Annotated in this window: 19 protein-coding genes; 8 read left to right on the top strand and 11 right to left on the bottom strand. The window is 73.9% G+C overall.

The annotated features are described in order from the left end of the window. The first annotated feature begins 55 nt into the window (after window positions 1-55). Window positions 56-805: a hypothetical protein gene (locus tag JQN84_RS22820; protein WP_204960562.1), complete on the top strand. Its 750-nt coding sequence runs from the start codon at window positions 56-58 to the stop codon at window positions 803-805. 193 nt (window positions 806-998) lie between these two features. On the opposite strand, the gene JQN84_RS22815 is transcribed toward JQN84_RS22820, so the two are convergent. Genes JQN84_RS22815 through JQN84_RS22805 form a run of 3 tightly spaced genes read right to left on the bottom strand, consistent with a single transcriptional unit; the run spans window position 999 to window position 4,149 of the window. After that, a complete protein-coding gene (locus JQN84_RS22815; RefSeq protein WP_204960756.1) occupies window positions 999-1,796 on the bottom strand; it encodes a sugar phosphate isomerase/epimerase family protein in 798 nt (265 codons plus the stop codon). Window positions 1,797-1,849: 53 nt separating this feature from the next. Next, window positions 1,850-3,001, bottom strand: a complete 1,152-nt coding sequence (locus JQN84_RS22810) for a dihydrodipicolinate synthase family protein (RefSeq protein WP_204960561.1) — start codon at window positions 2,999-3,001, stop codon at window positions 1,850-1,852. Next, window positions 2,998-4,149, bottom strand: a complete 1,152-nt coding sequence (locus JQN84_RS22805; protein WP_204960560.1) for a Gfo/Idh/MocA family protein — start codon at window positions 4,147-4,149, stop codon at window positions 2,998-3,000. The genes JQN84_RS22810 and JQN84_RS22805 overlap by 4 nt, the downstream gene beginning before the upstream one ends. A gap of 155 nt (window positions 4,150-4,304) precedes the next feature. Here JQN84_RS22805 and JQN84_RS22800 point away from each other — a divergent pair, with 155 nt between their 5' ends. Then, complete coding sequence (locus JQN84_RS22800) at window positions 4,305-5,321, top strand: LacI family DNA-binding transcriptional regulator (protein ID WP_204960755.1); 1,017 nt, start codon at window positions 4,305-4,307, stop codon at window positions 5,319-5,321. Window positions 5,322-5,398: 77 nt separating this feature from the next. On the opposite strand, the gene JQN84_RS22795 is transcribed toward JQN84_RS22800, so the two are convergent. Genes JQN84_RS22795 through JQN84_RS22760 form a run of 8 tightly spaced genes read right to left on the bottom strand, consistent with a single transcriptional unit; the run spans window position 5,399 to window position 12,958 of the window. Continuing rightward, window positions 5,399-6,007, bottom strand: coding sequence for a bifunctional 4-hydroxy-2-oxoglutarate aldolase/2-dehydro-3-deoxy-phosphogluconate aldolase (locus JQN84_RS22795; protein WP_204960559.1), 609 nt, complete (start codon window positions 6,005-6,007; stop codon window positions 5,399-5,401). Continuing rightward, complete coding sequence (locus JQN84_RS22790; RefSeq protein ID WP_307821399.1) at window positions 6,004-7,026, bottom strand: sugar kinase; 1,023 nt, start codon at window positions 7,024-7,026, stop codon at window positions 6,004-6,006. Before JQN84_RS22790 ends, JQN84_RS22795 begins: the two co-directional genes overlap by 4 nt. Beyond that, on the bottom strand, window positions 7,023-7,964 hold the full coding sequence (locus JQN84_RS22785) for a DUF6807 domain-containing protein (RefSeq protein ID WP_204960558.1): 942 nt from the start codon (window positions 7,962-7,964) through the stop codon (window positions 7,023-7,025). Before JQN84_RS22785 ends, JQN84_RS22790 begins: the two co-directional genes overlap by 4 nt. Further along, on the bottom strand, window positions 7,961-8,593 hold the full coding sequence (locus JQN84_RS22780; protein ID WP_204960557.1) for a hypothetical protein: 633 nt from the start codon (window positions 8,591-8,593) through the stop codon (window positions 7,961-7,963). The genes JQN84_RS22785 and JQN84_RS22780 overlap by 4 nt, the downstream gene beginning before the upstream one ends. Next, entirely contained in the window at window positions 8,590-9,471 is an 882-nt protein-coding gene (locus JQN84_RS22775; RefSeq protein WP_239485956.1) for a carbohydrate ABC transporter permease, read from the bottom strand. The genes JQN84_RS22780 and JQN84_RS22775 overlap by 4 nt, the downstream gene beginning before the upstream one ends. Beyond that, window positions 9,471-10,448 (bottom strand): carbohydrate ABC transporter permease, encoded by a 978-nt coding sequence (locus JQN84_RS22770; RefSeq protein ID WP_204960556.1) that lies wholly within the window; start codon window positions 10,446-10,448, stop codon window positions 9,471-9,473. The genes JQN84_RS22775 and JQN84_RS22770 overlap by 1 nt, the downstream gene beginning before the upstream one ends. A gap of 34 nt (window positions 10,449-10,482) precedes the next feature. Then, the gene (locus tag JQN84_RS22765) at window positions 10,483-11,823 is read right to left on the bottom strand and encodes an ABC transporter substrate-binding protein (RefSeq protein ID WP_204960555.1); all 1,341 of its coding nucleotides are present in this window, start codon (window positions 11,821-11,823) and stop codon (window positions 10,483-10,485) included. A 16-nt stretch (window positions 11,824-11,839) separates the two neighbouring features. Beyond that, entirely contained in the window at window positions 11,840-12,958 is a 1,119-nt protein-coding gene (locus tag JQN84_RS22760; RefSeq protein ID WP_204960554.1) for a LacI family DNA-binding transcriptional regulator, read from the bottom strand. 238 nt (window positions 12,959-13,196) lie between these two features. Between JQN84_RS22760 and JQN84_RS22755 the strand changes: the two genes are divergently transcribed. From JQN84_RS22755 to JQN84_RS22730, 6 genes are all read left to right on the top strand, one after another. Then, window positions 13,197-14,525, top strand: a complete 1,329-nt coding sequence (locus JQN84_RS22755; RefSeq protein WP_204960553.1) for a Gfo/Idh/MocA family protein — start codon at window positions 13,197-13,199, stop codon at window positions 14,523-14,525. Between the two features lie 61 nt (window positions 14,526-14,586). Next, window positions 14,587-16,011, top strand: a complete 1,425-nt coding sequence (gene uxaC / locus JQN84_RS22750) for a glucuronate isomerase (RefSeq protein WP_204960552.1) — start codon at window positions 14,587-14,589, stop codon at window positions 16,009-16,011. Next, the gene (locus tag JQN84_RS22745) at window positions 16,008-17,312 is read left to right on the top strand and encodes an enolase C-terminal domain-like protein (RefSeq protein ID WP_204960551.1); all 1,305 of its coding nucleotides are present in this window, start codon (window positions 16,008-16,010) and stop codon (window positions 17,310-17,312) included. Before uxaC ends, JQN84_RS22745 begins: the two co-directional genes overlap by 4 nt. Continuing rightward, complete coding sequence (locus tag JQN84_RS22740) at window positions 17,303-18,793, top strand: mannitol dehydrogenase family protein (protein WP_372446008.1); 1,491 nt, start codon at window positions 17,303-17,305, stop codon at window positions 18,791-18,793. The genes JQN84_RS22745 and JQN84_RS22740 overlap by 10 nt, the downstream gene beginning before the upstream one ends. After that, window positions 18,790-20,070 (top strand): Gfo/Idh/MocA family protein, encoded by a 1,281-nt coding sequence (locus tag JQN84_RS22735; protein WP_307821398.1) that lies wholly within the window; start codon window positions 18,790-18,792, stop codon window positions 20,068-20,070. Before JQN84_RS22740 ends, JQN84_RS22735 begins: the two co-directional genes overlap by 4 nt. Before the next feature lie 34 nt (window positions 20,071-20,104). After that, complete coding sequence (locus JQN84_RS22730) at window positions 20,105-21,451, top strand: pectate lyase family protein (RefSeq protein ID WP_204960549.1); 1,347 nt, start codon at window positions 20,105-20,107, stop codon at window positions 21,449-21,451. Window positions 21,452-21,462 lie beyond the last annotated feature (11 nt).

Below are 21,462 nucleotides of genomic sequence, written 5' to 3'. Positions count from 1 at the left end.
CGACGCCGGTCGGTGCCCCGGGTCGCGGTGACGCCGGGCCGGGAGGTGACCCGGCATGGGTGAGCTGCGTAAACCGTTCCTGCTGTTGGCGCTGCTGGCGATAACGCTGGTGGTGGGACTGGAGTGGGGTTCGTCGCTGCTCACCGGCGGCGGCGACGCGGGCGGGGCGCTGCTCAGCGGTGCCCCGGACCTGGGTGTGGACGTCGGCGAGGTGGGGCGGATCAGTGAGCCCTCCGGCCGGGGCACCGGCTATCTGGCGCTGGTCGACGTGGTGGCGCTCTGGACGACCGGCCTGTTCTGCCTGAGCCTGCTGCTCTCCGACCGGGTGCAGGGCCGGGTGCAGGGGGTGGCCACCCTGGTCTTCGCCGTCCTGCTGATCCTGGCGTCGCTGGTGCTGCTGGTGACCGTCTTCGTCGAGCTGACGGTGATGGTGTCGCTGTTGCTGGCCGTGCCCTTCGGCACGCTGGCCTACCTGGCGCTGTGGGGATTCTTCCCGGTCGGCGAGGCCAGCCTGCTGCTCGGCCTGGTGCTGGCGTTGAAGCTGGTCTGGGCCGGGCTGCTGCTGCTCGCCCAGCCCCGGTTCCTGCAGAACAAGGGACTCGTCCTGCTGGCGCTGACCACCCTGGTCTGCACGGTGCTGCTGGAGTTCCTGCACCGGCTGGTCCCGGTGATCCTGGTCAGCATCCTCGACGACGTCGGCGCGCTGGTCTTCGCCGTCGTGGCCCTCGTCTGGGGCCTGGTCCTGCTGGTCGGCTCCATCCCCTCCGTCGTCAAGGCCGTCCGCGCCACCGCCACCGCCCGGTGACTCGGCCCGGCCGCCGGCTGGTCGCGCCGCTGGGCTGCGGCGGGGTGGGACATGATGTGCCACCGACTGATATGCCTGTCCGTCATATTCATGACGGACAGGCATATCAGTCCACCGCGGTATCGCCTTCCCTCCGTCCGGCAGGCCGACGGGACCCCACGGCGGGCCCGCTCAGGGTCCACCGGGGGCCCGCTCAGGACACGTGCCCCCGGTAGGCGTCGATGGTGGCGGCGAGGATGTCCGGGCCGGGGCGGGACCAGAGCGCCGCCTGGAACACCTCGACCTCGACCGGCCCGGCGTACCCGGCGGCGTCGACCGCCTCGCGCAGCCGGCGCAGCTCCACACAGCCCGCCCCGGGCAGCGCCCGGCCGAGCAGCACCCCCTCCGGCAGCGGGGTCACCCAGTCCGCCGCCTGGAACGCGGCGATCCTTTTGCCGGCGCGGGCGATCTGTGCGTAGACCGTGTCGTCCCACCAGACGTGGTAGGTGTCCACCACCACGCCGACCACGGCGGGGTCGAACCGTTCGGCGATGTCGAGCGCCTGGCCGAGGGTGGCGATGACGCACCTGTCGGCGCTGAACATCGGGTGCAGCGGTTCGATGGCGAGCCGTACCCCGGCCGCCGCGGCCTCGTCGGCGAGCGCAGCGACGGCGTCGGCGACCTGCCGGCGGGCCCCGTCGACGTCACGACTGCCCGACGGCAGCCCACCGGAGACCAGCACCAGCTCGCGGGTGCCGAGGGTGGCCGCCTCCTCGATCGCCCGCCGGTTCTCGTCCCACCAGTCGGGTGCGGTGAAGAACCCGCCCCGGCACAGTGAGGTGACGGTCAGCCCGGCGGCGCGGACCAGCCGGGCGGCCCGGTCGACCCCGTACTCCTGGACGGGTTCCCGCCACAGGCCGATGCCGGGCACCCCGGCCGCCACGCAGCCGGCGACGGCCTCCCGCAGCGGCCAGTGCTGGGCGGTGGCCTGGTTGAACGAGAACCGTTCCAACCCCGGCGTCACCACCACCCGGGCCGGGTCGTCGGACGGCGTGCGGGCGGCGGTCACTGGGCCACCCCGGCCACGGTGAAATAGGCCCGGGCCCGCGCGGCGGCCAGGTCGGCGTCGGGCAGCAGCCCGGCGGCGTCGGCGAGGACGAGCAGCCGGGCCAGGTGGGCCGGGGACCGGCCGGACTGCTGCCCGGCCAGCATGGTGAAGTGCTCCTGGTGCCCGGCCAGCCAGGCCAGGAACACGATGCCGGTCTTGTAGAACCAGGTCGGCGCGGCGAACAGGTGCCGGGCCAGCGGCAGGGTCGGGGCGAACGCCGCGTCGTAACGGTCCAGGTCACCGGCGTCGAGGGCGGCGAGCGCGGCGGCGGCGGCCGGCGCGATGGCGGCGAAGACCCCGAGCAGGGCGTCGGAGTGGCCCTGCCCGTCGCCCCGGATCAGCTCCGGGTAGTGGAAGTCGTCGCCGGTGTAGAGGCGTACCCCGGCGGGCAGGCGGCGGCGCAGCGCGACCTCCCGGTCGGCGTCGAGCAGGGACACCTTGATCCCGTCGACCCTGCGCTGGTGCTGTTTGATCAGGTGCAGCACCGTCTCGGTGGCCTCGTCGAGGTCGGTCGAGCCCCAGTAGCCGGCCAGCGCCGGGTCGAACATGTCGCCGAGCCAGTGCAGCACCACCGGCTGGTCGGCGGCGGTGAGCAGGTCGTCGTACACCCGCAGGTAGTCGTCGGGGCCGGTGGCGGCGGCGGCCAGGTGACGGCTGCACATCAGCACCGGGCGGGCGTCGGCGGCGGTGACGTCGGCGAGCTGTTCGGCGTACGCCCGGGTCACCTGGTCCACGGTGGCCGGGCCGGGTGGGAGCTGGTCGGTGGCGACCCCGGCGACGATCCGGCCGCCGACCGCACCGGCCTCGGCGGCGCTGCGCCGGATCAGCTCCCGGGTGGCCGGGTAGTCCAGGCCCGCGCCGCGCTGGGCGGTGTCCATCGCCTCGGCCACCCCCAGCCCATACGACCAGAGGTGCCGGCGGAAGGCGAGGGTGGTGTCCCAGTCGACGGCGGCCGGGGCGCCCGGGACGTTCTCCGCACGCGGGTCGGCGACGACGTGCGCGGCGGCGTACGCCATCCGGGTGGTCGATGGGCCGGCGGGGCGCTCGTGGCCCGCGCCCCCGCGCAGCCGGTGGGTGCCGCCGTCGGGCAGCCGGACGACGGCGGTCACCGGGACAACTCCGGCACCTCGACCCGGCGGCCCTCCCGGGCCGAGCGCAGCCCCAGCTCGGCCAGTTGCACGCCGCGTGCGCCGGCCAGGAAGTCCCAGCTGAACGGGGAGCCGGTGACGACGTGCCGCAGGAACGCCTCCCACTGCACCTTGAAGCCGTTGTCGAACTCCTCGTTGTCGGGCACCTCGGTCCACTGGGCCCGGAAGTCCTCGGTGGCGGGCAGGTCGGGGTTCCACACCGGTTTGGGGGTGACCGCCCGGTGTTGGATCCGGCAGCGGCGCAGGCCGGCGACGGCGCTGCCCTCGGTGCCGTCGACGTGGAACTCGACCAGTTCGTCGCGGTGCACCCGGGTGGTCCACGACGAGTTGAGCGCGGCGATGATCCCGCCGTCGAGTTCGAAGATCCCGTACGCGGCGTCGTCGGCGGTGGCGGGGTAGGGCCGGCCGGCCTCGTCGACGCGCTGCGGGACGTGCGTGGCGGCCACGCAGGTGACCGCCCGGACCGGGGCGAACAGTTCCTCCAGCACGTACTGCCAGTGCGGGAACATGTCCATCACGATGCCGCCGCCGTCCTCGGCGCGGTAGTTCCAGGAGGGGCGTTGGGCGGGCTGCCAGTCCCCCTCGAAGACCCAGTAGCCGAACTCGCCGCGCACGGACAGGATGCGGCCGAAGAACCCGCCGTCGATCAGCCGCTTGAGTTTGCGCAGCCCGGGGAGGAAGAGTTTGTCCTGGACGACGCCGGTGCGGATGCCTGCGGCGTCGGCGGCGCGGACCAGTTCCCACGCGGCGGCGCTGGACTCGGCGAGCGGCTTCTCGGTGTAGATGTGCTTGCCGGCGTCGATGGCCTGGCGGATGGCCTTCTCCCGCTGCTGGGTCACCTGGGCGTCGAAGTAGATCTCCACGTCCTCGCGGGCGAGGGCGGCGGCGAGGTCGGTGGTCCAGTCGGTGAGGCCGTGCCGTTCCGCGACCGCCCGGAGCCGGGTCTCGTCCCGGCCGACCAGGATCGGCTCGGGCCAGATCCGGGTGCCGTCGCCCAGCGCCAGGCCGCCCTGTTCGCGCAGGGCGAGCAGGGAGCGGACCAGGTGCTGGCGGTAGCCCATCCGACCGGTGACGCCGTTGACGATGATGCCGATCGACCTTCGGGTCATGGTCGTCCTTCCCCTTTGCACATCACATAGGTAAGCGCTTTCCTAGCAGCCTAGGTGGCCGCTCCACCACGGGCAAGAGGCCGCCGTCGCCCGTTGCGGTAACCTGTCCGCTACCGCGCGGCCCCGACCGGGCCCGGACACTTTCGGGGGTGCCCATGGCGACGCTGGCCGATGTCGCCCGCCGCGCCGGGGTCTCCCCCGCCACCGCCTCCCGGGTGATCAACGGCAGCAGCAAGCCGGTCGCCGACGAGCTGCGCGAACGGGTGCTGCGGGCCGTCGCCGACCTGCGCTACGTGCCCAACGCACACGCCCAACTGCTGGCCCGGCCGCAGCGCAGCGTCGTCGGCGTGGTGGTACACGACGTGTCCGACCCGTACTTCGCCGAGCTGACCCGGGGGCTGCAACGGGTCGCCACCGACCACGGCCGGCTGGTCATCATCTGCAACAGCTACCGCGACCCGGAACGCGAGCTGGAGTACGTGGAGCTGCTGCGCGCCCAGCAGGTCGCCGCGATCGTGCTGGCCGGCTCCGGCTACCACGACGCCACCTTCACCGCCCGGCTCGCCGAGAAGCTGGCCGCCTACGAGGCCACCGGCGGCCGGGTGGCGGTCGTCGGCCGGCACGAGCACCCCGGAGACGCGGTGATGCCGGCCAACACCGAGGGCGGCCGGCTGCTCGGCGCGGAACTGCTGCGCCGGGGGCACACCCGGATCGGCGTGGTCGCCGGCCCGCAGGTGCTGACCACGATCACCGACCGGCTCGACGGGCTGCGTGCCGCGCTCGCCGAGGGCGGCCACCCGCTGCCCGAGGATCGGATCCGCTACGCCGACTTCGACCGTGACGGGGGTGCCCGCGCGGCCGGTGAACTGCTCGACGCCGTCCCCGGACTGACCGCCCTGGTGGCGTTGAACGACTCGATGGCCGTCGGCGCGCTGACCCTGCTGCGCGCCCGCGACGTGTCGGTCCCCGGCCAGGTCTCGGTGGTGGGCTTCGACGACATGCCGGTCGCCGCCGACGTCACCCCCGCGCTGACCACCGTCCGGCTGCCGCTGGTGGAGCTGGGCGCGCGGGCGATGACCCTGGCCCTGGGGCCGCCTGCCGACCGGTCCCGGGTCGAGGTGCTGCCGGCCACCCTGGTCGTCCGGGACAGCCTCGGCCCCGCCCCGGCCTGACCGGCGGCCCCCGGCACGACGTCGCGCCCTCGTCGCCCCTGCGGCCCGTCGCGGGTCGAGGGCCGGCACGCCGCAGCTCAGGCCGGCGTGGCGGCCAGCTCGGCGAGCCGGTCGATCTGCCGGGGGTCGGACAGCGCCGACCCCACCGCCACCACCCGCACCCCGGCGGCGAGGAAGTCGGCGGCGTTGCCCGCGTCGATCCCCCCGGTCGCCACGAACCGTAGTTCCGGCAGCGGGCCGGCCATCGCCGTGAACCACCGGGGACCGAGACTGACCGCCGGGAACGCCTTGAGCCAGATCAGCCCGTGGTCGAGCGCGAGCTGCGCCTCGGTGGGGGTGGCCACCCCGGGCAGGTGCGGGATGCCGTAGCTGACCGCCGCGTCGGCCACCGCCAGGTCCAGCCCGGGGGCGACGGTGAACGCCGCGCCGGCGCTGGCGGCCTGCCGTACCTGGGCCGGGGTGCGCACCGTGCCGGCCCCGACCCGGCGGCCCCGGTCCTTGCCGGCCTCCACCGCAGCCCGCAGGGACAGGATGGCGTCCGGGGTGCGGATCGGCACCTCGACCACGTCGATGCCGAGGTTCCAGGCCCGTTCGGCGAGCCGGACGGTCTCCGTCGGCGGCAGGTCCCGCAGGATCACCATCACCCGTGCGGTGCCGAACAGGGGTGCGAAGTCGTGCGCGGTCATCGACCGTTCCTTCCGGTGGCGGGGGTGGGGAGCAGGCCGGCGGCGACCAGGTCCAGGCTCGCCCAGTCCGACGCCGGCAGCGCGAGGAGCCGATCGGCCACCGCCCGCCGCGGCGGCGGGGCGGTGTCCCCGGCGACGGTCAGGGCGGGGGCCGCGCAGAGATGCCCGAGCCGCAGGCAGCGGTCCAGGTCGAGGCCACGCAGCAGCCCCGACAGCAGGCCGGCGGCGAAGGCGTCGCCGGCCCCGACCGGCTCGTGCACCGGCACCCGCAGTGCCGGTACGAAGACGGCCGCCGCGCCGCGGGGCAACGCGGTGGCCCCGACGGCGGCGTCCTTGACCACCACCAACTCCGGGCCGGGCAGCAGGTCGCGCACGGCGGCCGGCTCGGTGACACCCCACAGGGTGTGCGCCTCGTCGAGGCCGACCAGGACCACGTCGGCGGCGTCGGCGAGCCCGCGCAGCACCGGTGCGGCGGTCGCCGCCGACCAGAGCCGGGCCCGGTGGTTGACGTCGAAGGTGACCTGGGCGGCAGGCAGCGGCCGGTCGGTGACCGCCCGGCGGACCAGGGCCGCGCAGGACGGCGAGAGGGCGGCGGTCACCCCGGACAGGTGCAGCAGCCGGACCCCGGCCAGCGCCGGCTCGTCCAGCACCCCCGGGTGCAGGCGGGAGGCCGCCGACCCGGAGCGGTAGTAGTGCACGGCGGTGCCGTCGGGCGTCGGGTCCTTGAGGTAGACGCCGGTCGGGGCGGCCGGGTCGACGGTGACCAGGCTGGTGTCCACCCCGGTGGCGGCGACGTGCCGCCGGACCCGCCGGCCGAACGGGTCGTCGCCGACCCGGCTGACCCAGGCCGTCCGGTGGCCGAGCGCGGCGAGCGCGCAGGCCACGTTGGACTCCGCGCCGCCGACCGAGACACCCAGCCGGTCGGCCCGGTCCAGCGGCCCCGTCGGGTCGGGGCCGAGCACCACCATCGACTCGCCGACGGTGGCCACCTCCGGGCCGGGCGGCGTCGCGCCGGTCACCCCGGCTCCGCGGCGGCGAGCAGGGCGGTGACGCCGGCCCGGTCGCGTACCCCGTCGGCGACCAGCACCCGGTGCCGGCCGGTCCGCCGGCCGTCGCCGGGCACCACCGCCGGCCGGTCGAAGGCGAAGGCCACGCAGACACCCGGGTACATCGCCGTCCGCACGAACCACCTGTCGCCGAGCCCCAGCCCGGTGAAGACCAGGGTGTACGCCCCACCGCCCGGCGCGACGCCGGTGAGCGCGACCCAGCGGGCGGCGCTGCCGTTGGCGGCCTGCTCGCCGTCGGCGTCGGCGGTGAACGTGACCGGCTCGCCGTCGGCGACGGCCCGCCAGAAGAAGCCGCCGTAGCCGGCCCCGCCGGGCCGACCGTTGGTGGCGGGGCTGCCCAGGTGGACGTCACGCCCGGCCGGGGCGGTGAGGGTGTAGTCGACGTCGAGCGCCCAGGCGTCCGCGGTCACCGGGGTCGCGGCGAGCCGGCGGTGCTCGGTGAGCAGCACCCCGCCGTCGCGGTCGCGCCACTGCAACGCGTGTGCCAGCCGGTCCGGTGCGCGCTCCCGCCAGTGCGTGTGCGCGATGACGCCGTGGTCGTCGCGCCAGGTGTAGCCGGCGTCCCGGACGTACGTCCGGCCGCCCCACAGGTTGGTGCCGTCGACGTCCTGCACGGCGAGCGACGCCCCGAGGTGCCAGACGTGGTCGGCGGGCAGGGCGTCGGTGACCGGGGTGCCGGCCAGTGTCCGTACCGGGTGCAGGTAGGGCCGGGGGCCGTGCCGGGGGTCCAGGTCGGGACGCAGCACGTACCGGGCCACCTCGACGTCGCCGACGTGCAGCCGGGGATCGCCGTCGACGTGCGACCGGGGATCGCCGCCGGCCGGGTCCGGGGCGGCGCGGGTCGGGGCCGGGCCGGGACCGGTCGGGGCGGGGTGGGGGTGACCGGTCACGGTGCCTCCATCCGGGCGGTGGGCCGGCGGGCGGCGACCGCGTGCAGGGCGGCCAGCGCGTAGCCGGCCAGGATCGGCACCGCCACCGGGGTGACCAGTATCCCCAACAGAGCGGCCACCGCGCAGACCCCGCCGGCCGCCGCCCAGGTCCCCGGCCGCGCCAGGCCGGTCCGGGCGGCGACCCGGGCGGCGACCCGCCAGCCCCGCCCGCCGGTACGACCGACCGCCACCACGGTCAGCCCGGCGTACCCGGCCAGGGCGGCGGTGACCACGGCGGTGCCGGCCAGCGCGACGCCGCCCCCGGGCACCCGACCGGTGGCCAGCGCGACCAGGTCGACGCCGAGCGCGGCGGCGACGGCCAGCCCGGCGGCGCTGGCGGCCAGCCCGGCGGGCAGGGCCCGACCGAACCGGGACAGCGTGGTACGCAGGTCCGGCCAGCCGCCGAGGGTCAACCGGTCGTGCACGGCGGCGCTGGCGGTGGCCAGGGCCGGCGCGAGGGTGAGCACCGGCAGCGCGGCCAGCGTCACGGCGAACCCGAGCAGCGCCAGGTCGGTGGCGTCGCGCAGGGTGTCGCGCCAGTCCCGGCGGGCCGGTACGGCGTCCTGCTGTGCCAGCGGGGCGGCGGTCATCCCTTCAGTCCGCTGGTGTTGATGCCCTCGACCAGCATCCGCTGGAAGGCCAGGAAGAACAGGAAGACCGGCAGCAGCGACAGCACCGACATGGCGAACATCGGGCCGACCGCGCTCTGGCTGGTGGAGTCGATGAACAGGGTCAGCGCGACGGGCACGGTGTAGTCGTCCAGGCTGGACAGGAAGACCAGTTGCCGGAAGAAGTCGTTCCAGGTCCAGATGAACGAGAAGATCGCGGTGGTGACCAGCGCGGGGCGGCTCAGCGGCAGGATGACGTGCCGGAAGATGCCGTACGGGCTGGCCCCGTCGATCTTGGCGGCCTCGTCGAGTTCGCGCGGGATGCCCCGCATGAACTGCACCATCAGGAACACGAAGAACGCCTCGGTGGCCAGGAACTGCGGGATGAGCAGCGGCAGGTAGGGCCATTCCCCGCCGACCAGGCCGAGGCTGCGGAACAGGATGTACTGCGGCACGATCAGCACGTGGCCGGGGAGCAGCAGGGTGCCGATCATGACGGCGAACCAGACCCCCCGCAGCCGGAACCGCAACCGGGCCAGGGCGTACGCGGCGAGCAGGCAGGAGACCGCGTTGCCGACCACGGTCAACAGGCTGACCATGGCGCTGTTGAGGAAGAACGTGCCGAAGCTGAGGTCGAAGTTGCCCCAGCCGGTGGTGTAGTTGCCGGGGGTGAACCGCTCGGGCAGCAGGCCGATGTTGTTGACGATCTCTTCCTGCGACTTGACCGAGGTGCCCAGCATCCACAGCAGCGGGTAGAGCACCACCGCCACGATCACGATCAGCACCAGCAGCCGTACGGCCTGCCGGCCGCCCTGCCGGCGACGGCCGGGCCGCCGCGCCGTCGAGGTCACCGCCGCCATCACTTCTCCCCGTCGGAGTAGTGCACCCAGAACCGCCCGGTGCTGAAGAAGACCACGGTGATCAGGCCGATCGCGAGCAGGAACACCCAGGCCATCGCGGAGGCGTAGCCCATCTCCAGGTCGGTGAAGCCCGAGATGTAGAGCTTCAGGGTGTACATCAGGGTGGAGTCGACCGGCCCGCCGGTGCCGTTGCTGAGCACGAAGGCGGCGGTGAACCCCTGGAATCCGTTGATGGTCTCCAGCACCAGGTTGAAGAAGATGACCGGGGAGAGCATCGGCAGGGTGACGTGCCAGAACTGCGACCACCGGCCGGCGCCGTCGACGGAGGCGGCCTCGTACAGTTCGGTGGGCACCTGCTTGAGCCCGGCCAGGAAGATCACCATGGGCGCGCCGAACTGCCAGATGGCCAGCACTATCAGGGTCTGCAACGCCCAGTCCGGGTCACTGACCCAGGGCAGTCCCTCGATGCCGAACAGCGCGAGGAAGGAGTTGAACGCGCCGTCCCGGTTGAACATGTTGACCCAGACGATGGCCAGCGCGACGCTGCCACCGAGCAGCGACGGCAGGTAGAACAGCGCCCGGAACAGGCCCACCCCGCGCCACGCCTTGTTGAGCAGCAGCGCCACCCCGAGGGCTGTGGCCAGCTTCAGCGGGACGGCCACCAGGGCGAAGGTCACCGTGACCCGGACGGCGTGCCAGTACGACGGGTCGGCGGTGAACATCCGCTCGTAGTTGGCCAGCCCCACCCACTGCACCTCGGACAGCGGGGTGAGGATGTCGTAGTTGGTGAAGCTCAGCCAGAGCGAGAGCAGCATGGGGATCGCCGTGACGCCCATCAGTCCGATGAGCCAGGGCGAGAGGAATACGTAGCCCGCCAGTCCTTCGGCGTGCCGGTCCCGCCCGCCCCGACGCCGGTTGGCGCGGGGGCGGGCGGAACCGGTGCGTCCGGTCCGGCCGGGCGCCGTGGTGAGGGCCACGGGCCGGCTCCTTTCGTCGTCCGCGACGGGTCGGTCAGGCGATCGCGGACTTGCAGGCGGCGATGAACTGCTCCGCCGCCTGCGCCGGGCTGGCCCGCTGGTACTGGACGTTCTCGGCGGCCTTGACCAGCTCGGACTTGACCTTGCTGTGTCCCTTGATGGGCACCTGCGGCGACTGGCCGAACTTCTGCGCCAGCTCGGTCTCGACCTGGATGGACTGCTTCATCGCCGGGTCGGTCACCGTCTCGCTGACCGTGGCCCGCAGGTCCATGTTCGACGGCAGCCCCCGGTCGGTGCCGAGCAGCGCCGCCGCCTCCGGGTCGTTGGCCAGGAAGTTGATCACGTCGACGGCGGTGTCCCGGTGCTTGCTGCCCTTGAACACCGACCAGTACATCGAGGCGCGGGCCCACTGGGCGCTCGGGTCACCCGGGTACGCCACCACACCCAGTTCGTCCTTGGTGTTCTTCTTCAGGTCAGGCATCTGGTTGACCCAGACCCAGGAGGTCGCGGCCTTGCCGGTGACCACCAGTTGCTTGGTCACGTCGCTGGCGTTGCCCTCATGGATCACGTCGGGGGTGGGGGTGGCACCCCGGTCCCGGGCACCCTTCCACAGCTCGAACCACGTCGTCACGTCCTCGGCGGTGAAGCCGAGGTCGTTGCCGTTGTAGAGGTCCTTGCCCTGCTGGCGCAGCCACACCCAGAACGCCTTGTAGTCGGCGCTCGGGTCCTGGGTGCCGGGGACCTTGGCCTTCTTGGCCACCTGCTCGGCCCAGGCGATGTGCTCCTCCCAGCTCTGGCCGGTGGTCGGCTCGGGCAGGGCGTTCTTGGCCAGCAGGGTCTTGTTGTAGACCAGGCCCTGGGTGTTCTCGCCGGCGGCCACCCCGGCCAGCTTGCCGTCGACGACGCCGTACTCCAGCAGGCTCTTGGGGAACTTCGACACGTCGAGCTTGCCGGAGTCCTGGTAGCTCTTGAGGTCGAGCACGGTGCTGCGGCCGGCGTACTCGGCCAGGTAGTTGTCGTCGATCTGGAACAGGTCGGGCGGGTTGCCGCCGGCGGTGAGGGTGGCCAGCTTGTCGAAGTAGCCCTGGTTGGCCTGCCAGGTCTTCTCGAACGTCACGTTCGGGTGCTTCTTGGTGTAGAGGGCGAGGGCGTCCTCGGTGAGCTTGGCCCGCGCCTCACCGCCCCACCAGAAGACGGAGAGCTTGACCTGGCCGTCGGCGCCGGCGTCGTCGTCGCCGCAGGCCGCCGCGCCGAACATCAGCGGTACGGCGACGGCGGTGGCGACCAGGCCGCGCAGGAATCGACGACGGGGCACGGGGGTACGGTGGTGCGGTTCGGCCGGCGTGCCGGCGGTGGGGGACGTTGCGGGGTGCATGCGCTCACTCCTCGGGCTAGGAGGCGACGACGCCACCGGTGGTCACGGTCGGGCCGCCCGGGTCCGCAAGGCGATGCGGGCCCGGGCCATCCGGAACGGATCCGGGACGGGATCGACCGGGTACGGGTCCGGTCGAGTCGCGAATGACCAGTTCGGTCTGGAGCATTACCTGTGCGGTGGTACGACGGTCGCCGACGGCCGCTGCCCGACCCGCGCCGCGCGGGCGCGGGTCGGAGTCGTGTTGCAGCAGCATGTCGACGGCCGTCCGGCCGGCGGCCGCGGTTGGCGTGGCCACCGTCGTCAACTTGGGGCGGGTGAGTCGGCTCAGCGTGATGTCGTCGACGCCGACCACGCTGACGTCCTGCGGCACCCGGATGCCGAGGTGGTCGAGCCCCTCGATCAACCCGATCGCCATCAGGTCGTTGTAGGCGAGCACGGCGGTGACGCCGCTGTCGCGTACCTGGGCGGCCAGTGCGCCGCCGCCGGTCTCGGTGGGCGGGTTGGGCCCGAGCACGGTCAGCTCGGCCCCGCCGGAGCGGGCGGCGGCACCGGCCGCCCGGCGCATCTGCTGGTTGGTCCAGGAGCCGCGCGGCCCGCCGAGCAGGGCGAGCCGCCGGTGGCCGAGGCCGAGCAGGTGCTCGATCGCCGTGCGCGCCCCCTGGCCGACGTCCATCATCACGCAGGGCAGGCCGGTGACCTGCCGGTTTATCACCACCACCGGCACCTCCCGGCTGACCTGCTCGATCAGGCCGTTGCTCATCCGGGGGCTGCACAGCAGCACCCCGTCGACCTGCTTGGCCAGCGCGTGGACCAACTCCTCCTCGGCGGCCGGGTCCTCGTTGGTGTCGGCCACGAAGACGTGGTAGTCGCGGTGCCGGGCCTGCCCCTCGGCCGCCTTGATCAGCGGCGGGAAGAACGGGTTGGCGATGTCCGCGATGATCAGACCGATGTTGTGGGTGCGGCCGGTGATCAGGGCGCGGGCGGCCCGGTTGGGCCGGTAGCCGAGGTCCTCGGCGCAGGCCAGCACCCGGCCCCGGGTCTCCGGGTTGACCAGGTGCGGCGCCGAGAAGGTGCGGGACACCGTGGAGATGTGCACGCCCGAGGCCCGCGCGACGTCGCGGATGGTGGCTGGCACGGGCGGCCCTCTCGTCGATGGTGTGGTCGGGGTCACGTGGGTGTCGCCAATTAATGCAAACGGTTGCTCCACTGTCAACGGGAGTTTGTTACAGGTCGATTGCAGGAGGGCTCCTGCCATGCCCCCTTAAGCGCATGAAACGGTATCTATGCCACGGGATTGGCATCGATCGTTGACGTGCTCTTCATCCGCGTGGTTTCTTCACTGCAAACCTTTGCAGCAAACGGGAGGTCCACGGATGTCACCACCAGCCACGCCGCGTCGACGGCACGCCCTCGTCGGCACCGGGGCGCGGGCGGAGATGTTCGTCCGGGCCCTGGTCACCGCGCACGCCGACACCGCCGAGCTGGTCGCCTTCGCCGACGTCAACCAGACCCGGATGGACGCCCACAACCGGTGGCTGACCGAGCTGGGCCAGCCGGCCGTGCCGACGTACCCGGCCGCCGACTTCACCGCCATGCTCGCCAAGGAACGCGTCGACGTGGTGCTGGTGACCAGCGTGGACGTCACCCACGACGAGTACATCGTGGCGGCCCTGCGCGCCGGTTGCGACGTGGTCACCGAGAAACCGATGACCGTCGACGCGGCCCGCTGCCGGCGCATCCTCGACGCGGTCGCCGAGACCGGCCGGCAGGTCACCGTCGCCTTCAACTACCGCTACAACCCGCTGCACGAGCAGGTCAGAAGGCTGCTCGCCGACGGCGCGGTCGGCGAGATCGGCTCGGTGCACTTCGAGTGGCTGCTCGACGTACGGCACGGCGCGGACTACTTCCGCCGCTGGCACCGGGACAAGGCCAGCTCCGGCGGGCTGATGGTGCACAAGGCCAGCCACCACTTCGACCTGGTCAACTGGTGGCTCGACGCCACCCCCGTCGAGGTGTACGCCGCCGGCCGGCTGTTCTTCTACGGCGACGCGGGCCGCCGGCACGGCTACGCCCGCGACTACGACCGGGCGCACGACTCCCCCGCCGCCGACGACGACCCGTTCGCCCTACGGATGGCCGACCACCCCCGGCTGCGGGAGCTGTACCTCGACGCCGAGGCCGAGGACGGCTACCACCGCGACCAGAACGTCTTCGCCCCCGGGGTGAGCATCGAGGACGACATGGCGGTGCTGGCCCGCTACTCCACCGGCGCGACGATGACCTACCACCTCACCGCGTACGCCCCCTGGGAGGGCTACCGGGTGATGGTCAACGGCAGCCGGGGCCGGCTCGAACTGGAGGTCACCGAGAGCGACTTCGTCAGCCCGGCCGCCGCCGGGGCGCTCAAGGGCGCCGCCCTGCACGGCGACGAGGCCGCCGCCGAGAACGGCGCGGCCACCCTCACCCTGCGCCCGTTCTGGGCCCCGCCCCGCCGGATCCCGGTCGAGGGCTACACCCGGCAGGGCCACGGCGGCGCGGACGTCCGGATGACCCGGGTGATCTTCGGCGGCGAGGCGGACCCGCTGGGCCGGGCCGCCACCGCCCGCGACGGCGCACTGGCCCTGCTCACCGGGCTGGCCGCCAACCGCTCCTTCGACACCGGCGCACCGGTCCGCGTCGCCGACCTGCTCACCCTGCCCTGACCGGGCCGGCCCCGCCCCCCGAACCGCCGACCCTCCGCCCGCACCCGAGGAGTCCCCCGACGTGCCGACCTCTCCCGACCTGCTCCTGCCGACCGACCCGGGCATCCGGGCCATCGCCCGCGAGCTGTACGCCCTCGCCGGCCCGCAGCCGATCATCTCGCCGCACGGGCACGTCGACCCGGCGCTGCTGGCCGAGGACCGCCCCTTCCCGGACCCGGCCCGGCTGCTGATCGTGCCCGACCACTACCTCACCCGGATGCTGCTCAGCCAGGGGGTGCCGCCGGCCGAGCTGGGGGTGCCCAGCGTCGACGGCAGCCCGGTGGAGACCGACGGCCGGACCATCTGGCGGCGCTTCGCCGACCACTGGCACCTGTTCCGGGGCACCCCGTCGCGGCTGTGGCTGGAACGCACCTTCACCGACGTGTTCGGGGTGGACACCGCGCTCAGCCCGGCCACCGCCGACACCGTCTACGACGCGCTGGCCGCCCGGCTCGCCGAGCCGCAGTTCCGGCCCCGGGCGCTGTTCACCCGGTTCCGCATCGAGGTGCTCGCCACCACCGAGTCCCCGCTGGACGACCTCGCCGCGCACGCCAAGCTCGCCGCCGACGGCTGGGGCGGTCCGGGCGGCCGGGTGGTCACCACGTTCCGCCCCGACAACGTCGTGGACATGGAGTTCGACGGCTGGGCCGACAACGTGGCCCGGCTCGGCGAGGTGGCCGGCGTGGACACCGGCACGTACGCCGGCTACCTGGACGCGCTGCGGGCCCGTCGGGCGGCGTTCGTCGCGGCCGGCGCGACCTCCTCCGACCACGGCCACCCCACCGCCCGGACGCTCATGCTCGACGCCGACGAGGCCGCGCGGCTCTACGACCGGGGCCGGCGCGGCCTGGCCGACGCCGCCGACGCCGAGGCGTTCCGGGCGCACATGCTGGTGGAGTTCGCCCGGATGTCGCTCGACGACGGGCTGGTGCTGCAACTGCACCCCGGCGCCGTGCGCAACCACAACCGCAAGCTGTACGCCACCCACGGCCGCGACGTCGGCGGGGACGTCCCGCACGCCACCGAGTACGTGCACGCGCTGGCCCCGCTGCTCGACGCGTACGGCAACGACCCGCGCCTGCGGGTGGTGCTCTACACCCTCGACGAGTACACGTTCACCCGGGAGCTGGCCCCGCTGGCCGGCGGCTACGCCGCCCTCTACCTCGGCGCACCCTGGTGGTTCCTGGACTCCCCGGAGGTGCTGCGCCGGTTCCGGGAGGCGGTCACCGAGTCCGCCGGGTTCTACAACACCGCCGGGTTCGTCGACGACACCCGCGCGTTCTGCTCCATCCCGGTCCGCCACGACGTGGCCCGCCGGATCGACGCCGGTTTCCTGGCCCGCCTCGTCGCCGAGCACCGGCTGAGCGAGGACGAGGCCGCCGAGACGGTCGTCGACCTGGCGTACCGGTTGCCCAAGAAGGTCTTCAAGTTCGGGGAGTCCGCATGAGCACCAGGATCACCGACGTCGACGTGCACGACGTCCGGTTCCCGACGGCGGCGGCCGGCGACGGCTCCGACGCGATCAACCGGGGTGACTACTCGGCCAGCTACGTCGAGCTGCGCACCGACGACGGGCCGACGGGCGCCGGGTTCACCTTCACCAACGGCCGGGGCAACGAGATCACCTGCGCGGCGATCGAGGCCCTCGCCCACCACGTCCGGGGACGCACCGTCGCCGAGATCGCCGCCGAACCGGTGGCGTTCTGGCGGTCGCTCACCGCCGACGTGCAGCTGCGCTGGCTGGGGCCGGAGAAGGGGGTCATCCACATGGCCGCCGGCGCGCTGGTCAACGCGGTCTGGGACCTACGGGCCAAGCTCGCCGGCAAGCCGATGTGGCGCTACCTCGCCGAGCTGTCCACCGACGAGCTGGTCGCCAACATCGACTTCCACCACATCACCGACGCGCTCACCCCCGACGAGGCGGCCACCCTGCTCGACAAGGGGCTGGTCGGGGCGGCGGAGCGGCTCGCCGTGCTGGAGCAGGACGGTTTCCCGTCGTACACCACGTCGGTGGGGTGGCTGGGGTATCCGGACGACAAGGTGCGGGCGCTGACCCGCGAGGCGTACGCCCAGGGGTGGCGGGCGATGAAGATGAAGGTCGGCGGCCCGCCCGCCGACGACCTGCGCCGGGCAAGGATCATCCGGGCCGAGATCGGCCCGGACGCGCTGCTGATGATGGACGCCAACCAGGTCTGGGACGTCGACGAGGCGATCACCAACATGACCGCGCTGGCCGAGGTCGACCCGTACTGGATCGAGGAGCCGACGCACGCCGACGACATCCTCGGCCACGCCCGGATCGCCCGCGCGGTGACCGGGCTGACCGACGGCCGGTGCCGGGTCGCCACCGGCGAGGTGGCCGCCAACCGGGTGATCTTCAAGCAGCTGCTCCAGGCCGAGGCGATCGGCGTGATGCAGATCGACGCCTGCCGGGTCGCCGGGGTCAACGAGGTGCTGGCCGAGATCCTGCTGGCGGCGAAGTTCGGGGTGCCGGTCTGCCCGCACGCCGGCGGTGTCGGCCTCTGCGAGTACGTACAGCACCTGGCGATCTTCGACTACCTGCGGGTCGGCACCAGCCTGGACGGACGGATGGTCGAGTACGTCGACCACCTGCACGAGCACTTCGTCGACCCGGTCCGCACCCGGGGCGGCCGGTACCTGCTGCCCACCGCCCCCGGCTACAGCGCCACCATGCGCCCCGAGTCGGTCGCGCGGTTCCGCTTCCCGGACGGCCCGGTGTGGCGGTGACCGTGGACACCGACCGGCTGGGCCTGGCCACCCTGCACCGGCTGCCCGAGCAGAGCCGACCGCTGGTCCGGCCGGGCACCGTGCCGGCCGGCATCGTCCACCTGGGACTCGGCGCGTTCCACCGGGCCCACCAGGCGGTCTGCACCGAGGCGGCGATCGACGCGGCCGGCGGTGACTGGGGCATCGTCGGCGTCGCCCCGCGCAGCACCACGCTGGTCGAGGCGCTCGCCGCGCAGGACGCCCTGTTCAGCGTCACCACGCTGGCCGCCGACCGGTCGGCCACCCGGGTGGTCGGCGCGCTGGCCGGGGTCCGGCACGCCGCCAGCGACCCGGCGGCGGTGGTCGCGTTGCTCGCCGACCCGGCGATCCGGGTGGTGACGCTGACGGTGACCGAGAAGGCGTACCGGCTCGACCCGGTCTCCGGCGCGTTGCGCGCCGACGACGAGCTGACCCTCGACCTGACCACCGACCGGCCCCCGGTCACCGTGCCCGGTCTGCTGGTCCGTGGTCTGCTCGCCCGCGCCACCGCCCAGGCGGGGCCGATCGCGCTGGTCAGCTGCGACAACCTGCCGTCCAACGGGCGTCGGCTGCGCGGCCTGGTGCAGCAGTCACTCGCCCTGGCCGGGGTCCCGGACGCCGTCCAGGACGCCCTCGCCGGGCAGGTCAGCTTCCCCGGCACGATGGTGGACCGGATCGTTCCGGCCAGCACCGACGCGACGCTGGCGGTGGCCCGCGCCGCGCTGGGGGTCACCGACCTGGCGGCGGTGGCCGCCGAGCCGTACCTGAAGTGGGTCGTCGAGGACGACTTCCCCGGCGGCCGGCCCCGGTGGGAGCAGGCCGGCGCGGTGCTCACCACCGACGCCGGCCCGTGGGAGCGGCTGAAGCTGCGCGGCCTCAACGGCGTCCACTCGGCGGTGGCCTACCTGGGGGCGGTGGCCGGCCACGAGACGATCGCGGACGCGCTGGCGCTGCCCGGCCTGACCGACGTGCTGCGCCGGTTCGTCGCCGACGACGTGGCCGAAAGCTTCACCCCACCCGAGGGGGTACGGGTCACCGACTACGGCGACGAGGTGCTGGCCCGGTTCGCCAACCCGGCGATCCGGCACCGCACCCTCCAGGTGGCCATGGACGGCTCGCAGAAGCTGCCGCAGCGGGTCCTGCACACCGCCGCCGACCTGCGCGCCCAGGGCCGGCCGGCGTACTGGTCGGCGCTGGTCGTGGCAGCCTGGCTGCGGTTCCTCGACGGGCGGGCCGACGACGGCACGGTGCTGCCGCTGGACGACCCGCTGGCCGGGCGGATCACCGCCGCGCTCGCCGCCGCCGACGGCACCCCCGCCGGCACGGTCGGGGCGGTCTTCGCCCTGTCCGAGGTCTTCCCGGCCGTGCTCGCCGACGACGACGGGTTCCGCGCCGACGTCGCCGGTTGGTTGGGCGCGTTGCGTACCCACCCGGTGGCGGCGGTCCTGGCCGGTGCGGCGTGACCGCCCCGGTGCCGCCGGCCGCCGTCGACGGGCCCGCCGCCCAGGGCATGCCGGCCACCCCGACCGGGGCCCCGTCGGCCAGCCCGGCCGGGCCCGACGCGACGGCCGTGCCCCGGGTGGCGATCGTCGGCGCGAACGGCCACGGCCGCTGGCACCGGCGCAGTGTCGCCCCGCTGCACGCGGCGGGACGGCTGCGGCTGGTGGCGCTGGTGGACGTGCGGCCGATCGAGGACGAGCCGGCCGCGCCGGTGCCGCCCGGAACCACGGTGCACACCGACCACCGGGAGATGCTCACCGCCGCCCGCCCCGACGTGGTGATCGTCTGCACCCCGCCGCACACCCACCTGCCGATCGCCCTGGACGTGCTCGCCGCCGACGCGGACCTGCTGCTGGAGAAGCCGCCGGTGCTGTCCACCGCCGAACACCGCACGCTGGCCGGGGAGCTGGCCGCGACCGGCCGGGCCTGCCAGGTCGGCTTCCAGGCGCTCGGCTCGATGGCGCTGGCGCAGCTGTCGGCCGCCCTCGGGCAGGGCCGGCTGGGCACCGTCACCGGCATCGGCACGGTCGCCTGCTGGCAACGCCCCGACGGCTACTACGCCCGCTCGCCGTGGGCCGGCCGGCGCAGCCTGCACGGCCGGCCGGTGCTCGACGGGGCGCTGGCCAATCCGCTGGCGCACGCGGTGATGCAGTGCCTGGCGGTCGCCCAGACGGTGACCGGCAGGCCGGTCCGGCCGTCCCGCATCGAGCTGGAGCGCTACCGGGTCCGGCCGATCGAGGTGGACGACACGGCCACCCTGCGCATCGTCACCCCGGACGGGCCGCCGATCGTGGCGGCGGTGACCCTGGCCGGGGAGGACTTCGTCGCCGGTGAGGTGATCGTGACCGGCACCGCCGGGCGGGCGGTGCTGGAGTACCCCACCGACCGGCTGCTGCTGCCCGGCGACCCGCACCCCCGGCAGGTGCCGGGGCGGCGGGGGCTGCTGGAGAACCTGCTCGCCCACCGCGCCGACCCGACCGGCACCCCGCTGATCGCCCCGCTGGCCCGCACCGCGCCGTTCACCGCCGTGCTGGAACAGGTGCAACGCGCCCCCGAGCCGACCCTGCTCGACGGTGACCTGGTCACGGTCACCGGCAGCGGGCCGGAACGGGTGGTGACGGTGCCCGGGATCAACGCGGCGCTGCGCCGGGCCGCCGGGCAGGGGGCGCTGCTGTCGGAACTGGCGGTGCCGTGGGCGGTGCCGCCGGCGCGTATCCCCCTGGCGGCCCAGGACGACTGACCCGCCACCCACCACCACCCTTCGGGAGAGTCCCATGCGTCCACGCACCACCGGGGCGGCCCTGGTCGCCCTCACCCTCCTGCTGAGTTCGGGGACCGCCGCGTCCGCCGCGCCACCCGACGGGCCACCCCGGGCGGTCGAACGGATCGCCAGGCAGACCCTGCCGGCCGGCGACGGCTGGGCGGCCGAGGGCCCCGGCACCACCGGCGGCGCGACGGCCGCCCCGGATCAGGTCCACCTGGTGCGCAGCCGGGCCGACCTGGTCCGGGCGCTGGGCGGCGACAACGCCACCAACAAGAGCAACGCCACCCCGAAGGTGATCGTCGTCGACGGCACCGTCGACGGGTTCGCCGCCGACGACGGTCACCTGCTCGGCTGCGCCGACCTGGCCGACCCGGAGTACAGCCTGCCCGCCTACCTGGCCGCGTACGACCCGGCGGTGTGGGGGATGGTGCCGCCGACCGGGGCGTTGGAGGCGGCCCGGGTGCGGTCGGTGGCCAACCAGACCCGGCAGACGCAGATCAACGTCGGCCCCAACACCACCATCGTGGGGCGGCGCGGGGCGGTCCTCACCGGGCTGACCCTGATGATCGACGGGGCGAGCAACGTGATCGTCCGCAACCTGACCTTCGACGACGCCCGGGACTGCTTCCCGGCCTGGTCCCCCACCGACGGCGCGACCGGCAACTGGAACTCCCAGTACGACCAGATCTCGGTACGCCGCAGCGAGCACGTCTGGGTCGACCACAACACCTTCACCGACGGCGACAACCCGGACAGCGCCCAGCCGGTGTACTTCGGCCGGCCCTACCAGGTGCACGACGGGTCGTTGGACGTCACCCACACGGCCAGCCTGGTGACCGCCTCGTACAACCGGTTCTCCGGGCGGGACAAGCTGATGCTGATCGGCTCGTCCAACACCGTCGGGCCGGACGTCGGCAGGTTGAAGGTGACGCTGCACCACAACCTGTTCGACCGGGTGCTCCAGCGGCTGCCCCGGGTCCGCTTCGGTCAGGTCGACGTCTACAACAACTGGTACCGGCTGGCCGGCGACGACTTCGTGTACGCGATCGGGGTGGGCGTGCAGTCCGCCGCGTACGTGGAGAACAACTTCTTCACCCTCGGTGCCGGCATCGCCCCCGACGGCCTGCTCTACGACTGGGGTGGCACCGCCGTCACCACCCGGGGCAACTGGGTGGACGCACACGGCGCGCTGCCCCGTCCGGTCGACCTGGTGGCCGCGTACAACGCGACCCACGACCCGGACCTGGGCGGCGACGCCGGGTGGACGCCGACCCTGCGCGCGGCGCAGCCGGTGCCCGCGCCGCTGGTGCCGCTGGTGGTGGGGCCGTTCGTCGGGGCCGGCCGACTGCCGTTGTGAGCAGCCTGCGT

Source organism: Micromonospora humidisoli (genome assembly GCF_016900955.1).
Taxonomy (GTDB): domain Bacteria; phylum Actinomycetota; class Actinomycetes; order Mycobacteriales; family Micromonosporaceae; genus Micromonospora; species Micromonospora wenchangensis.
This window is presented reverse-complemented; position numbering and strand designations above follow the sequence as displayed.